Here is a 15,398-nt window from a genome sequence, read left to right on the forward strand (position 1 = left end):
CCTTTCAATGGTTGTGCTTTGACACGCTTACTGCAACAGCGTGCGCAGTGCAGCAGCCGCGTCCGCCTGCGCCAGCGTTTGCTGTTCGCCATTGCGCAGGTCTTTAATCACGACCTGACCGGCCTTCTGTTCATCTTCGCCCAGCACCAGGGCAACGCGGGCGCCCCATTTATCCGCACGGGCGAACTGCTTCTTGAAGTTACCGCCGCCAAAGTTGGTCATCAGTTTCATTTCAGGCAGGTGATCGCGCAGTTTTTCTGCCAGCTGCATCGCCGCTGACTGAACGCCCTGACCTGAAGCGATAACATAGACATCGACATTGCGCGCGGGTTCAAATTCCGGATTTACCGCCTGCACTAACAACACCAGGCGTTCCATTCCCATTGCGAAACCGACACCCGGTGTGGCACGGCCACCCAACTGTTCTACCAGCCCATCATAACGACCGCCACCGCAAACGGTACCCTGGGAGCCCAGGCTGTCGGTAACCCATTCAATCACCGTGCGGTTGTAATAATCCAGCCCACGCACCAGCCGCTGATTCACCCTGTAAGCAATACCCGCGTCATCTAACAGCGCGCGCAGCCCGTCAAAATGCTCGCGTGACTCCACATCCAGATAATCGCCCAACTGAGGCGCATCGTTCAGCAGCGTCTGAATATCAGGATTTTTACTGTCGAGCACGCGCATCGGGTTACTGTACATACGGCGCTTACAGTCTTCATCCAGCGCCTCTTTATGCTGTTCCAGAAACGCCACCAGCGCATCGCGATAGTTGGCACGGGCTTCAGGCGAACCAATGGAGTTCAGTTCCAGACGAACATGGTCGGCGATGCCCAACGCTTTCCACCAGCGTGCGTTCAGCATGATCAGTTCGGCATCGATGTCCGGCCCCTGCAGACCAAAGACTTCAACGCCTATCTGATGAAACTGGCGATAACGTCCTTTCTGAGGACGCTCGTAGCGGAACATCGGCCCCATGTACCACAGGCGCTGTTCCTGGTTATAAAGCAGACCGTGTTCGATACCTGCGCGCACGCAGCCCGCCGTGCCTTCCGGACGAAGCGTCAGGCTTTCGCCATTGCGATCGTCAAAGGTATACATCTCTTTTTCAACCACATCGGTGACTTCACCAATTGCGCGTTTGAAAAGAGGAGTCTGCTCTACGATGGGTAAGCGAATTTCGCTGTAACCATAACTCGCCAGCACTGACTTCAGTACATCTTCAACCCGTTGCCAGATGGCCGTATCCGCAGGCAGGAAATCGTTCATCCCGCGAATCGCTTGAATATTCTTCGCCACGTTAAAATCTCTTAATGCAAAAAAACCTGTCCGGCATCATACCTCATGAGGATGAAACCGCACAGGTTCAGCTAAAAAAGTCATGCACGCCGTACACGCAACGGATTATTTTTCCAGTTGCTGCACGTCAATACGACGGGTTTCATCCAGCATGGCCGCTTTGGCACGAATGCGCGCTTCCAGTTGATCGATCATATCGTCATTGTCCAGACGTTCGCGCTGGCGCACGCCATCTTCATAGAAGCCGCTTTTCTTATTACTGCCGGTCACGCCAAGCGTAGAAACGGTGGCTTCGCCAGGCCCATTCACCACGCAACCGATGATGGAGACGTCCATCGGCGTGATAATGTCTTCCAGTCGCTGCTCCAGCGCGTTTACCGTGCCAATGACGTCAAACTCCTGACGTGAACAGGTCGGACAGGCGATGAAGTTGATCCCGCGAGAGCGGATGCGCAGCGACTTCAGGATATCAAAGCCAACCTTTACCTCTTCAACCGGATCGGCTGCCAGAGAAATACGCAGCGTGTCGCCAATGCCTTCGGCCAGTAACAGCCCCAGACCAATCGCCGATTTCACCGCACCGGCACGTGCACCGCCCGCTTCGGTAATACCAAGATGCAGCGGCTGCTCGATCTGCTTTGCCAGCAGACGATAGGATTCAACCGCCAGAAAAACATCAGAGGCTTTCACGCTGACTTTAAACTGATCGAAGTTAAGACGATCCAGATGATCGACATGGCGCATCGCCGATTCCAGCAGGGCCTGCGGTGTAGGCTCACCGTATTTTTCCTGCAGATCTTTTTCCAGCGATCCGGCGTTAACACCGATACGAATGGGGATATTGTTATCGCGGGCGCAGTCAACCACCGCACGAATACGCTCGTTATTACCGATATTACCCGGATTGATACGCAGGCAGTCCACTCCATACTCCGCGACTTTTAGCGCGATACGGTAGTCAAAGTGGATATCAGCCACCAGGGGGACGTTCACCTGCTGCTTAATCAGCTTAAACGCTTCGGCGGCATCCATGGTGGGCACCGAGACACGGACGATATCGACGCCTACGCGCTCAAGGGCTTTGATCTGATTGACCGTCGCGGCTACGTCAGTCGTGCGGGTGTTGGTCATCGACTGAACGGCGATTGGCGCACCGTCGCCAATGGGCACCTGGCCGACGTAAATACGTTTAGACTTACGACGGATAATGGGTGCTTGGTTATGCATATTTCTTCTCCACAATTGCCCGGTACACGCGATACGCTGTTATTGCGCACCCAACGTCAGGCGAGCAACCTGGTTATTACGGATAAAGCGACTTAAATCAACGGGTTTATTCTGATATTGCACCTGAACCACGGATGGCGCACCAATTTTCAGACGATAGGGAGCCGTGCCAGACAGGCTCAGCTTGCCACCGCTGCGCTGGATACCGCTAAACAGTTTCTTACCCGTTGCATCGCTGACTTCCAGCCAGCAGTCGCCGGTAAAGGTCATCACCACGGCATTCGGATCCGCCGCTGGTTCGCTAACCGCCGCCGCGCCCACTGGCATCTGCTGCGCCGTATTGGTGCTGGCCGGTGCGGGGCTGGTCGAAGTCGGTGCCTGAGAAGGCGAAACAACGGCGTTATTCTCTTCCTGCTGGGCAGCCGCGGCAGTGCTGTTACTGTTTTCAGCAGGCGCCGTGCCGGTGGATTCATCGGCGTTCGCCGGTGTGCTGGCGGCATTATTGCTCAACGGCACGCTGGTGCTGTTATCGGTTGATGCGCCGTTCGTCTGTCCCAGGGGGATAGACTGGCTGCTGTCGCTGTTACTGCCGTTTTGATCGGCCATCGACACCAGCTCATCCTGTGAGGCTTTATGGTTCTGCCACCACCAGGCGCCTGTCAGGCCGATCACGACAAAGACCACCAGCCAGGTAAAAATCATCAGCCAGCCGTCGCGTTTCTTACGCCGTTTGCCCAGGGAGAAGCTTTGCATCGGCTCAATTTTTGCGGCACGAACCGGCGTCTGCTTTTCCATCATCGGCAGCAGTTCCTCTTCAGGAATGTGCACCAGACGCGCATAAGAACGGATGTAACCGCGCAGGAAGGTAGAGGCTAAATCCGCAGGTGATTTGTCTTCTTCAATATCACGTACGGTAGTAAGTTTCAGGCACAGGCGTTCAGCAACATGTTGCTGCGTGAGTCCCATTTGTTCACGGGCCAGACGCAGGCGTGTACCTGTGGAATGAACTGCAGAATTTTCTTGAGTGGCTTCAGTATTCATTAGCTAAATAACGCTGGTACTGTATCGATTGCGGAAAACGTCGCGCTAACTGGTCGCCATAACGTGAAACGTCTGCGGCATTTCCCTGTTGCGCGGCGAAACGTATGTGTAACGCCAGGCTGCGTGCCGTCTCCGGCAGCGGCTGGTAAAGCTCTAATAATAGCGCTACGTTAGCCCACTGGTCATTTTCGACCGCGCTTTCAGCTTCGGCTAGTAGCGACGCTCCTTTACTCTGGTCCGCATCGAGCGCATACGACAAAGCAGCACGCGCTGCTTCTCTGTTTCCTGCCCGCAGATAACAATACCCCGACAGTTCATACGCATCGATACGGGCGTCTCCTTCCTGCGCACCCTTCGCCCGGATAAACTGTTGATGCGCTTCATCATACTGCCCTAAAGCGCAAAGAAACGCACCGTAATTGTTAGGGATGTAACCATTATGTGGCGCAATTCGCTGCGCGTGCTGAAAATGATAATGCGCTGCGGCAGTGTGCCCCTGCCGCTGAGCCAGCCGGGCCAATGCCAGGGGCACGCGGTAATCCTGGGGAGCGGCCGCCTGCGCCCGTAAGAGATTACGGCGCGCAGCAGGATAATCCTCTACCGCGAGGTAGTGCATACCCAGTTGCAAACGAAGCTCCGCTGCCCCCGATTGGGTCGGCGAACGGACACAACCGCTTACAACAAAAACGGCCAGTAATGCCGTGCACATCCCTTTGCCCATCGCCTTTCCATCCTGTTATCCCTGTGGCTGGCAGCAGCCTGCCACGCAGAGACGGAATGGAAAACCCTGTTAGTCAGCCTTTCAGAGCGCCTTCACAGATATGGCTTCGCCCGCCATTTTCTTACGCAGGGTGCGTTTCGTACGGTCAATCACTTCCCCGGCCAACTGGCCGCAGGCGGCATCAATATCATCACCACGGGTTTTACGCACGATAGTGGTAAAGCCGTAATCCATTAACACCTTGGAGAAGCGGTCAATCCGGCTGTTCGAGCTGCGACCATAAGGTGCCCCAGGGAAGGGGTTCCATGGAATCAGGTTGATCTTACACGGCGTTTCTTTCAGCAATGCCGCCAGTTCATGCGCGTCATCGGTGCTGTCGTTGACATGATCCAGCAACACGTATTCGATCGTGACGCGTCCCTGGTTCGCATTGGACTTACCAATATAGCGTTTAACCGCCGCCAGGAAGGTTTCAATATTGTATTTCTTGTTAATGGGTACGATGTCATCACGCAATTTGTCGTTTGGCGCATGCAGCGAAATCGCCAAGGCAACGTCGATCATGTCGCCCAGCTTGTCCAGGGCAGGCACAACGCCCGAGGTCGACAGGGTGACACGGCGTTTCGACAAACCAAAACCGAAGTCATCCAGCATGATTTCCATGGCCGGAACCACATTATTCAGGTTGAGCAACGGCTCACCCATGCCCATCATCACCACGTTGGTGATAGGACGCTGACCGGTCACTTTGGCCGCACCGACGATTTTTGCGGCACGCCAGACCTGACCAATAATTTCTGACACGCGCAGATTGCGGTTAAAGCCCTGCTGCGCCGTCGAGCAGAATTTACATTCCAGCGCGCAACCCACCTGAGAGGAGACACATAAGGTGGCGCGATCCCCTTCCGGGATATACACCGTTTCAACCAGCTGATCGCCGACGCGAATAGCCCATTTAATGGTGCCATCCGTCGAGCGCATCTCTTCAGCCACTTCCGGGGCGCGAATTTCGGTGAGTTCCATTAACCGGTTACGCAGCTTCTTGTTAATGTCGGTCATCTGCTCGAAATCATCGCAGCAGTAGTGGTAAATCCACTTCATCACCTGATCGGCACGGAAGGGTTTTTCACCGAGCGAGACAAAAAACTCACGCATTTGCTGACGGTTGAGATCCAGCAGGTTGATTTTTTGGCTTTTGGGTGAGACGGAAATAGGCGAGGTGGACGCGGACGTCACAATCTGTTCGGACATAATGTTCTCTGGCCTCGTTGTTACACGTTATGGCGCTGTTGGGAAAAGAAAAAAATTGCGCCTTCACTAAGCTGGCTCAATGAAGGCGCAATATTGTACAACATCTGCTGCCTGATAACAGGCTAGAGTTGCCCGTGTTCAGCAGATTTTTGTAAAGCCCTGTACGCGTCAGTCGCTAAGCAATTAACGGGTGCGCGGGCAGATTTCGTTTTCGCCGAAGAAATAGGCAATTTCACGAGCGGCTGATTCGGCAGAATCTGAACCGTGGGTTGCGTTCTCGGTGAAGCTGTCAGCGTAGTCTGCACGCAGTGTGCCAGCCAGCGCGTTAGCAGGGTTAGTTGCACCCATCAGGTCACGGTGACGCTGAACGGCATTTTCACCTTCCAGTACAGAAACCACAACCGGGCCAGACGTCATGAATTCAACCAGACCGTCGAAGAACGGCTTGTCCTGGTGCTCTGCGTAAAAACCTTCAGCCTGCTCTTTGCTCAGCTGCAGCATTTTTGCGCCAACGATTTTGAAGCCTGCGCTTTCAAAACGGTTGTAGATGGCACCGATCACGTTTTTAGCGACGGCGTTTGGCTTGATGATAGAAAAAGTACGTTCGATTGCCATGATGACCTCTGTCTTGACGTTCTGAAGAAACCGAGGGCGCGCGCCCCGGCTAAGAAACGGCGCCGATTATAGGGGTTGAGTGTGACGTTGCCTATCACCGAACCCATAATTTATTGAAAAATCTTGATCTGAGTCGGGGCTAATACTTTTCAACTCTGATTTAGCGCAAAAAACACTCACCCACGGGTAAAAACGACAGAGGCCAGCTGACCGGCCTCATCCATGACCACCAGCTGATAATCCCCAGCCCGATCAAGAGGTAGCGACAGGGTGCCGTTCTGACTTTGCGTTTCGAGCGGCTCGCCGTTTAAAAACCACCAGCGCTGAACGCCCTGACCGCCCTGCACCGCAACCGGTATCACCAGCGTAGTATTGCCCGGCAGCGGCTGAACGCGCTGCCCGTCAATAACGCCAGTCACAATCAGCGGCGCGCTACTGCCCTGATGCAAGGGCGGACACCGGGGATCAACCGCCGGTAAGCGCTGCGCCCGACGCTCCTGCGGCGGCAGCCAGGCTTCCAGCGGCAAAGGCCACACCAGACGTTCATGGCTGATGGCTCGCGGGCAATCCGCCGCAACCCGTAAGCCCTGTTCGTTCTGCCAGTAACGCAGGTGCAATCCACTCAGGCTTTCCTGCCCCGGTGCCAGCAAGGTCGGCGGCAGCGTGTCGTTCAGCACCCAACTCTGCCGCCGTTGTCGGCAGTTTTCGTCTCCCTCGGGCAGCGGCTGCCCGCCGGGCCAGCAGATGCCTGCCACGCTGACCGACGCCGGTCGCGGATCGGTGGGGATTGCCCGCCCGGCCAGGCGGTTCATCAGTACGTTGTTAACCTGATTCATGACGGGAACCGCAGACGCGAAACCAAACTGCCCCGCAACCGGCGTTGCATCGGGTCGTCCGACCCAAACGCCAATCAGATAACGCGGATTGATTCCCACGGCCCAGGCGTCACGGTAGCCGTAGCTGGTGCCGGTCTTCCATGCCAGCGGTACCACCGCAGGCGCGCTGCCATTACCCGCAGGCTGAGCCTCACCGCCCAGAATACGGCGGATAATCCAGGCCGCACCGGGCGAAAGCAGTGGGCGTTCCTGTAAGGGCTGGTCTGCCATCCAGCGCAGCTGACCGGCGTTGCCATGTCGGGCAAAGGCGCTATAGGCCGCCACGATATCATCCATGCGCGCTCCGGTGCCGCCGAGAATCAACGACAGGTTAGGCTCTGCACCCGGTGGGAAACGTAGATTTAGCCCCACATTGCGCAGGCGTGCGGCCACATTTTTTGGGCCCAGCGCCTCCAGCAGCTGCACGGCGGGCAGATTGAGTGATCGCACCAGCGCTTCGCTGGCGCTGACCGGGCCATGAAAACCGGTATCGAAGTTACCCGGACGGTAATCGCCAAAACGACGTGGAACATCCTGCAGTAAAGACTCGGCATGGATGAGCCCCTCGTCCAGCGCCATGCCATAGACAAAGGGTTTCAGGACCGATCCCGGCGAGCGAACGCTGGCAATCATATCCACATGACCAAAACGGCTGTCGTCGCCGAAATCGGCGGAACCGACGTAGCCACGCACCGCCATAGTAGTGTGATCCACCACCAGTATCGCCAATGAGGTGCGCGGAGGAAGCTGGTTTTTCACATTCAGCGCCATGCTTTCCAGCTCGCGCTGCAGCGACGGATCCAGCGTAGAGACGATTTTATCGTGCGTAGTCATCGATAACAGTCGCCGCGCCAGTAACGGCGCCATCTGCGGCATCTGGCGCGGCGGGAGCCAGACCGGTTCCTGGCGGATTTCAGCGACCCGTCGGGGCGACCAGACATGATACTGCGCCAGCCGATCCAGCACCTTATTACGTGCCGCTTCAGCCCGCTCTGGCCAGCGATCGGGCCGCAAACGACTGGGTGCCTGTGGCAATACGGCCATTAGCGCCGCCTCGCCCCTTGTCATCTGTGACGGCGCTTTACCCAGCCAGCTCCAGCTTGCCGCTCCAATCCCTTCCAGCGTCCCGCCAAAGGGCGCACGATTAAGATAAAGCGTTAAGATATCGTATTTAGAGAGATGCCACTCCAGTTGCAGAGCGCGCCATGCCTGAATCAGCTTGCCCCGCAGCGTTCGCGGCTGTGGGTCGATGATTCTGGCCACCTGCATGGTTAAAGTGCTGCCACCCGAAATGACGCTGCCATGACGCAGGTCCTGCCAGGCCGCGCGAAGCAGGGCGAGCGGATTAATCCCGGGATGGTACCAGAACCAGCGATCTTCATAGGTCAGCAACGCCTGTATGTACGTCGGCGACACGTCAGCGGGAGTGACCGGATAGCGCCAGATGCCCTGGTCGTCAGCGAAGCGCCACAGGGGTGTGCCGTCCTCGGCGACCACCACACGTGCGGGCTGAACCTCTTTAAGGGGCAAGGGGAATAACCGATCCAGAATCAGCGGGATAAGCAGCAAGGCCAGAATAAAAAGCGGCAGGGCTACCCACCGCTTTTTGATGTGCCGGTTTTTGATCACAACCCGGCCCGGCTACTGTTGTACATGCAGCTGTTGCGGCGTCGCACCTATCGCCCGCCACTCAGGTACGTACATCGATTCCACCTGCGGTGGCGGCATATGGTAGATACCCGGCGTCACTGCGCGCGCCAGATACATCAGGGTTGCAGGACGATACGTATCCACTGCCAGCGCGGCAACGAAGCGATCGTCACGGAACTCAATATGCCGGATGTTGGCCTGCTGCATATCCATCATGCTCTCTTTTAGCGCATCCGCACTGTCACCCAGGCTGGCACTGCTGTCTGCCAGATTCTGGTTTTCCAGCTCCAGTCCGGCCGGTAACAGATCCACGACCAGCGCATCGCTGATGCGGCGTTTCGCGGCCACGGTAAGACGGACCACCAGCAATTCACCGCTGCGCAGATTATTGAGATCCGCCGGTTTACCGTCCAGGGTGAAGTACTCTCGCTTAACGGACAGCATATGGCTGACGGGTTGCGGCGGCGTCAGCGGATAACCCACCACGTTCAGGCTGCCATACAGCGGTGCCGTGCCGGGATTGCTCACGTCAACGCCTTGCGTCAGCTGTTGACTATCCAGCCCTTTATTCACAGGCCCACTGCTGCTTACGGGCGGTTGATGACCCTGTAGTATCGCCTGCCAATCCTTACCCTGTGCGGTTTGCAGCGTGCGCGCCGCCAGGTAAAGCGCATTGTTCTCCTGGGTAGAGAGCCAGCGCTTGCCGTTCAGCTCTTTTGACAGTGACAGCAGCAGGCTGTTTTGCAGTTCCGGCTGCAGCTGATATTCCGCTAACAGGGCGATCATCATCCCCTCATCGCGCACCGTGCTGCCATAGTCGCCAAACCAGCTGCTTTCAGGTCGTGACAGCGTGGCGCCCTGCATCACAGCCAGCGGCGAACGCTGCCCATCGCCCATCAGCTTCAGCGCGACACCCAACTGCATCAGCGCCAGCCCCGATTTGGCCTTGTCACGCTTTTCGTAAAGCGCACGCAACGCGCCCAGTGGCGCACGCTGCTGACGCGCCAGCACCAGGCCGGCATAAGCCTGAACGCTGAAACGCAATGCATCGGTGTCGGCACTGCCACCGGCGGTGATTTGTGAAGGGTCCTGTAAATAACGCAGCAACCGAGCGTTAGCCCGATCAATCACGTCAGGGGGCAAGGCATAGCCCGCTTCGCTGGCGCGCAGTAAAAAGTCAGTAACGTAAGGTGTGAGCCAGAACTCCTCTTCACTCTGCTTACTCCACAACCCAAAGCTGCCGTCAGCACGCTGCATCCCGGCCAGACGGGCGATGCCGGTGTCAACGGCGGCCCGACGAACGTCATCACTGCTGGTTTTTATCCCCATAGCGCTGAGCTGCGCCTGACTGGTATAGAGCGACGGCCAGAGACCGCTGGTGGTCTGCTCCAGACAGCCATAGGGATAGGCATAAAGCGCACTGATGTAGCTGGCGATATTTAAAGGCGGACGATTACTCAGGGTCAGTTGTCCACTCAGGGTTTCTGCATCCAGACCCGCAAATGCCGCCGCCGTGACCTGCCAGGGGCGATCGTGGTCAATCACAGCGGCAAAATTGAGGGTTTGCGCAGGATAAGGCGGCCTGACGCCAATCTTCCACGTCTGCTGGCTGGGCCGCACCGTCTCACCGGGCAGGTTCAGCCCTGAAATCTGCACCTGCACTTCGCCGTCACCAAACCCGGTTTTCGCCGTCACGGGCACCTGCAGGGTGGTCCTTTCGCCTTTTGCCAGCGTCACATTTTGTGTGGCCGCGCCCGACAGTCCTATCAGACCTTGGGCAGTCAAATCGACCTTCAGCGTTTGCGGCAGGTCCGTCAGATTGGTGATATCCAGCGCCAGTGAAGCGCTGTCGCCGCTGGCCAGAAAACGCGGCGTGGCCAGTTCGCTCACCAGCGGGGCAGCCACCACCAGCTTACGTTCGGCAGCGCCAAAGCTGTCATCGCTCCAGACCTGCGTCATTAAGCGCAACTCGCCGTTAAAGGCCGGAATGGGCAGCGTAATGGCACCCTTGCCGTTTTTATCCAGCGTAACGGCCTGCAACTGCTGCGCCACGATATTGACGTGGGTGACCGGTTTTTTACCGCCGCGCGTCATGGATTCGTCTTCACCGTCTCCGCCAAAGCGCAGAGCAGCCAGCCGTCCACCGCTTTCAATCAGTTGACCAAACACATCGTACTGATCGACGTTATAACGCTTGCGACCGAAAAAAGCCGTCCAGGGATCGGGCGTTTTATAATCCGTCACGCTTAACACACCGCTGTCTACCGCTGACAGCAGGACGTGCACCTTGTCAGGCAGCGGGCCGCCTTCACGGCTGGCCTGAACGTTCACCGTCAGGTTCTGCTCAGGACGAACCTTATCGGGTGCGTCCAGCGTCAGCGTTAAACGTCGCGCCTCGGTCGCCATCGGCAGATGTAACAGTCCGACCGCCCGTTTCGGCGTGGCACCACTGGTTTTGTCCCCTTCCCGCACCACAATGGCACTGAAATAGAGATCGTGGCGCTGCCAGTTGGCCGCGATCGGCACGTCCACCTGGGTTCCACCCTGCGGCACCGTTAAGGGTTGCCACCAGAGCGTCCCGCTGCTGGATTCCACCATCAGATAGCCTTTTCCGGCCGTGGGCGATTCGACCTGCAAATGGACGGTTTCACCCGGTTGGTATGCCGCTTTATCTAGCTTTAGTTTGACCTGGTCCGGACGCAGTGCGCCTGTACCATTGGTATTATCCTGCCAGTCATAGCCCGCCTGAAAACGCACGCTGCTGATGATTTTTTCACCCGACTGGACCTCTAGCCGGTAGCTGCCCCACTCAACCGGGAAGCTGACCTTGGTGCTGCCGTCAGCGGGAATGCTGACAGATTGCTCATCTTCCTGCAGGTCTTTGGCATCGTAACGTGACTGCCAGCCTTCACTGTCCGAGAAGCTCCAGTAGTAGTCACGCCGTTCACGAATTAAGCGTACGTCAAGCTTATCTGCCGCCAGCTTAGCGCCCTGACTGTTGGCATAAACAATATCGAATTCTGCCAGGCTGTTTTCCGGCACGGTCGGCTCATCGTGATAGCTGTCACTGCGGTAATCGTAGATCGCCTTATTGCCAAACAGCGGACGGATACCGGGCAACGCGTCCGCCGGCCAGATGGCCTGAGTAGCACGTCGGGTGACCGGACGACCGCCGGTTTCCAGCAGGCTGGCCTGCAGTATCAGGTTCAGCGGTGAGTGAAGCTGATCCCACTGATTATCCACGGTCAGTTGCGCCTTGCCGTTGGCGTCAAGCTTAAGATCGACATCGTCCAGACTGCGCTTCAGGCCCTGTTCGGTGATGTCACCAAACTGGTAGCCCGGCAGCGCAGCAACCGCCTCACGGGCCGGACGCAGATAGAGCTGTCCCTGCAGCTGATTCCCTGCCGCAGGCGCGCCATACAGATAGCGCCCCTCAATGTCGAACGTAATATCGGCATCCGCAGGCTGGGGTTGTTCATCGTTTTTCAGCGTTAATGCCATGCGCTCAGGCAGAAAATCCTCAACGCGGAAATGCCACTGCCGCAGCTGGTTATCACCGGTATTCAGCCGCAGCATCCAGCCGCCGGTCATCGCCGAAGCCGGTAAAGCAAACCGCTGCTGATAGAAACCGTCCTGCGGCTGCCAGACCACCGTGCGCACTACCTCGCCGTCGGGCTGTACCAGCTCAGCCTTAACCGGTTGGGCAGGTAAAGGCTTGCCGTCCGCATCGCGCAGCAGCGCATTGACGATCACTGTTTCGCCAGGCCGATAAATATCTCGTGGGCCGAAGACGAAGAGCTGTTTGTCATAGCCTTCGGGCCCCGCTACGGGGAATTCGGCTAAATCCAGAGCAGGGCGCGCCAGGTCGATCAGCGAAGTTTGTTCGCCCTTCATGGCCAGCAGGAACTTGCCTTTTTCGTCTGCATTAAGGCGCAAATGACCGCTGCTGTCGCTGGTGCCGTTTTGCAGCACCAGGCCTTTATCATTCAACAGCCTGATACTGACGCCGGAAAGCGGTGCGCCGTTTTCCAGACTCTGTGCGAAGAGTTCAAACTGGGTGGGAAAGCGGTGCAGCGACAGGCCGATATCGCTCAGGGTAAACAGCGTCGCAGGCATGCTGTAGTGATAAGTGCCCGCCTGCTTCATGACCGCCAGATAAACCCCTGGCTGCTGAAGCGGCTTAATGTCTTTCAGCGGCAACTGCAGTTTTTCCCGCGTGTTACGGGCCGGGTTGAGTTCAAAGCGGCCGGTATACACCAGTTGGCTGGTTTTCAGCAGTTCCTGAGATTGCCAGGTAGAGAGGTTGTTACCGTAATTCCACTGGGAAAGGAATTCCGCCAGGCCCGCATTTTTGATTCGGAAAAAATCCACATCCACCTGGTCTACGTTCAACGCCAGTACCGGCAGCCCCTGCGCGATACGCAACGGCAACAGGGAGCCTCGGCTGGCAAAGCCCACCATCGGCTCAATGTCGCGGGTAGTGATTTTTTTGCTGTAGGCCGTTGTAAGCGTCTCACCGCTGGCGGCGCGCAAGCCCGAATCGACGGTCACGGTGAAGTGACGAGAGGGTTCAGGATGGCGAAAACGCAGGGCTTTACGATTGCTGGAAAGCTCCCAACCACCATCGACTTTGCCGTGTTTATCGTCGATCAACCTGACCTTTTGCGCCAGATCCTGCTTGTCATACAGCGGCTGATTAAAGGTTAAAACCAGCGCCGCCGCGCCATCAAGCTGTAATTCAGAGAGATCGATAATGGTGAGTGGTTTGCTGGCCTGCGCGCTGGCTGCAGGGGTTTCTGCACTGACAGGAAAAACAGGTAAGGTGGCGACAGACAGCAGCGAACCACCGATCAGCATGCTGAACAGCAGCCGGTTAATGCGTTTTTTCATGGTAAATCCTTCACCGGGCCCCAGGGGAATTGTTATATAACGCTGGGCAATTTCACATCAACGCTCGCATTTAATCAACGCTTCTCTTGAGATGGTGTGCACATTACCCGACACTGGCATGACAGATTGCTGAGATGAGGTTGTTATGACGACGCCACTGTTTGTGTCCGCCGACTGGTTACAAGAACACTACAACGATGAAACGCTGCAGGTACTGGACGCACGTATGCTGCCGCCAGGCATGGATGCGGTTCGCAATATCCAGGCTGAATACCTGGCGGGTCATTTGCCCCAGGCACCTTTCTTTAATATTGAAGCACTTTCCGATCACACCAGCCCCTATCCGCATATGCTCCCGCGCGCTGAAAGCTTTGCCGTGGCCATGCGCGAGCTTGGCGTCAACAGTGATAAACATCTGATTGTTTATGATGAGGGCAACCTGTTTTCTGCCCCGCGCGCCTGGTGGATGCTGCGCGCTTTCGGCGTCGCCCAGGTTTCCATTCTGGCTGGCGGTTTGCAGGGCTGGAAAGCCGCAGGCTTTGCGCTGGCGGAGGGGGAAGTGAGCCTGCCTGAGGGCGAATTCGAGGCTGAGTTCGATGACGGGTTGGTGAAACGCCTGACTGACGTGCTGTTGATTAGCCATGAAGGTGGCGCACAGATTGTGGATGCCCGTGCGGCTAACCGCTTCAATGCCGAGGTAGATGAACCGCGTCCTGGTTTACATCGCGGGCACATTCCCAACAGTCTGAATCTGCCGTGGAACCTGTTGGTTGAACAGGGACAACTGAAGCCAGAGTCCGAACTGCGCGCCCTGTTTGCCCAGGCGGGCGTGGACCTGACGCAACCCGTTGTCGCCACCTGTGGCTCAGGCGTTACGGCGGTCGTGTTGATTCTGGCGCTGACGTCGCTGGGCGTTCGGGAGGCTACGCTCTATGACGGTTCCTGGGGCGAATGGGGAAGCCGGGACGATTTGCCGATTGCGAAATAAGAAGACGCGCGGCCGGTGAGGCCGCGCGCGTTGTCAGATAATACGCTGACCGCCTTTGAACTCGCGCAGGAAACTCCCCCAGCGACGTTCATAAAAGGGCGTGATGTGGGCGGTAAAGAAGTGGCTGATGCCGCGATCGTCTGCCGTGACCTCGCAGATATCAATGGGTGCGTCATCCAGTAACGTGTCGCTGGCGACGCTGCCAGCGGCCTGAATAATGGCCTCAATATCGCAGTCCGCTTCAATCCCAATCAGCAGGTTGGGTTCCTCATCCGCGCGTTCACGAATGCTGGCAACAAAGGCGCGTTTCACCTGCTTATATTTGCTGAGCAGCTGGGTCAGAGAGTCAATCATCTGGGCAGGCGGTTGTGCCACTTCCGACAGCAGCAGTGACTGCCCGCCTTCCAGCACGCTTTGCTGAGTGAGTGCACTGCCCTCCTCGCCCAGCAGATGGCTGATTTCCGCCGCGGAGAACTCTTTTCCCGTCGGCAGTTTTGGGTTCAAAAACAGGGTTTCGCCACGCGTCATGTCAAACAGGGTGCGCACGGGTAAACGTAAATACGCCTGTTCGCTCTCGACGGCTTCGCTCATCGCCTGTTCGGAGGTAAAAAACGGAATAACGCTGCTGCCATCCTCTTTTTCCCAGTGCTGGAGATCCACCGGCGTACTGGCATCCAGTTGCTGGCTGGTGCTTTCGCCGGGCACCCAGACGTCAGCTTCCAGCAACAGCTGGAAAAATTCAGGCCGGTGCGCAGGCTCGGTCGCGGCCAGCTTCAGCACCTCTTCAAGACGGTTCATAGTTTACTTCTACCTTGAGAAAGCGGTGACCAGGTCACCG

The 15,398-nt window shown here is 57.1% G+C and carries 10 protein-coding genes; 1 reads left to right on the forward strand and 9 read right to left on the reverse strand.

Going from position 1 to position 15,398, the window contains the following annotated elements:
- Positions 1 to 27: 27 nt before the first annotated feature.
- The 8 genes from hisS to DFO57_RS18940 all read right to left on the reverse strand — a co-directional run bounded on the left by hisS (position 28) and on the right by DFO57_RS18940 (position 13,572).
- The gene (hisS, locus tag DFO57_RS18905; protein ID WP_072404102.1) at positions 28 to 1,302 is read right to left on the reverse strand and encodes a histidine--tRNA ligase; all 1,275 of its coding nucleotides are present in this window, start codon (positions 1,300 to 1,302) and stop codon (positions 28 to 30) included.
- A 105-nt stretch (positions 1,303 to 1,407) separates the two neighbouring features.
- The gene (ispG, locus tag DFO57_RS18910; protein ID WP_014594315.1) at positions 1,408 to 2,529 is read right to left on the reverse strand and encodes a flavodoxin-dependent (E)-4-hydroxy-3-methylbut-2-enyl-diphosphate synthase; all 1,122 of its coding nucleotides are present in this window, start codon (positions 2,527 to 2,529) and stop codon (positions 1,408 to 1,410) included.
- A gap of 39 nt (positions 2,530 to 2,568) precedes the next feature.
- Positions 2,569 to 3,570, reverse strand: a complete 1,002-nt coding sequence (gene rodZ / locus DFO57_RS18915; protein WP_019106080.1) for a cytoskeleton protein RodZ — start codon at positions 3,568 to 3,570, stop codon at positions 2,569 to 2,571.
- Positions 3,560 to 4,291, reverse strand: a complete 732-nt coding sequence (pilW, locus tag DFO57_RS18920; RefSeq protein ID WP_013026736.1) for a type IV pilus biogenesis/stability protein PilW — start codon at positions 4,289 to 4,291, stop codon at positions 3,560 to 3,562. Before pilW ends, rodZ begins: the two co-directional genes overlap by 11 nt.
- Positions 4,292 to 4,372: 81 nt before the next feature.
- Positions 4,373 to 5,542: a bifunctional tRNA (adenosine(37)-C2)-methyltransferase TrmG/ribosomal RNA large subunit methyltransferase RlmN gene (locus tag DFO57_RS18925; protein WP_013026737.1), complete on the reverse strand. Its 1,170-nt coding sequence runs from the start codon at positions 5,540 to 5,542 to the stop codon at positions 4,373 to 4,375.
- 183 nt (positions 5,543 to 5,725) lie between these two features.
- Positions 5,726 to 6,157 carry a nucleoside-diphosphate kinase gene (ndk, locus tag DFO57_RS18930; protein WP_072404103.1) on the reverse strand — a complete coding sequence of 144 codons (432 nt, stop codon included), beginning with the start codon at positions 6,155 to 6,157 and terminating at the stop codon, positions 5,726 to 5,728.
- A 176-nt stretch (positions 6,158 to 6,333) separates the two neighbouring features.
- Complete coding sequence (pbpC, locus tag DFO57_RS18935; RefSeq protein WP_019106081.1) at positions 6,334 to 8,661, reverse strand: peptidoglycan glycosyltransferase PbpC; 2,328 nt, start codon at positions 8,659 to 8,661, stop codon at positions 6,334 to 6,336.
- 12 nt (positions 8,662 to 8,673) lie between these two features.
- Positions 8,674 to 13,572: an alpha-2-macroglobulin gene (locus DFO57_RS18940; RefSeq protein ID WP_110015593.1), complete on the reverse strand. Its 4,899-nt coding sequence runs from the start codon at positions 13,570 to 13,572 to the stop codon at positions 8,674 to 8,676.
- 145 nt (positions 13,573 to 13,717) lie between these two features.
- Here DFO57_RS18940 and sseA point away from each other — a divergent pair, with 145 nt between their 5' ends.
- The gene (gene sseA, locus DFO57_RS18945; protein ID WP_028715471.1) at positions 13,718 to 14,560 is read left to right on the forward strand and encodes a 3-mercaptopyruvate sulfurtransferase; all 843 of its coding nucleotides are present in this window, start codon (positions 13,718 to 13,720) and stop codon (positions 14,558 to 14,560) included.
- A 33-nt stretch (positions 14,561 to 14,593) separates the two neighbouring features.
- Here the strand turns inward: sseA and sseB are convergent, their stop codons facing one another.
- Positions 14,594 to 15,358, reverse strand: a complete 765-nt coding sequence (sseB, locus tag DFO57_RS18950) for an enhanced serine sensitivity protein SseB (RefSeq protein WP_110015594.1) — start codon at positions 15,356 to 15,358, stop codon at positions 14,594 to 14,596.
- Between the last annotated feature and the right edge of the window lie 40 nt (positions 15,359 to 15,398).

The sequence above is a fragment of the Pantoea sp. AG702 genome, assembly GCF_003182295.1.
Classification (GTDB): domain Bacteria; phylum Pseudomonadota; class Gammaproteobacteria; order Enterobacterales; family Enterobacteriaceae; genus Pantoea; species Pantoea ananatis.